1 rRNA gene is annotated in these 231 nt (G+C 51.5%); it reads right to left on the bottom strand.

Annotated features, from left to right (window positions below):
* Positions 1–148 precede the first annotated feature (148 nt).
* Positions 149–231: ribosomal RNA gene (locus tag A9587_RS24350) — 16S ribosomal RNA — on the bottom strand; the annotation flags it as partial.

Genomic DNA, 231 nt, shown 5'->3' with positions numbered 1-231 from the left:
GGGATTCGAACCCCTGTTACCGCCGTGAAAGGGCGGTGTCCTGGGCCTCTAGACGAAGGGGACGTATCAGTCTGCTTCGCAAGACGCCTTGCTTTTCACTTTCTATCAGACAATCTGTGTGAGCACTTCAAAGAACGCTTCTTTAAGGTAAGGAGGTGATCCAACCGCAGGTTCCCCTACGGTTACCTTGTTACGACTTCACCCCAGTCATGAATCACAAAGTGGTAAGCG

The organism is Escherichia sp. MOD1-EC6162, from assembly GCF_002965125.1.
In the GTDB taxonomy this organism is placed as follows: Bacteria; Pseudomonadota; Gammaproteobacteria; order Enterobacterales; family Enterobacteriaceae; genus Escherichia; species Escherichia marmotae.
Note: the sequence above shows the minus strand (reverse complement) of the source record. Positions and strands in the feature narration are given on the sequence as shown.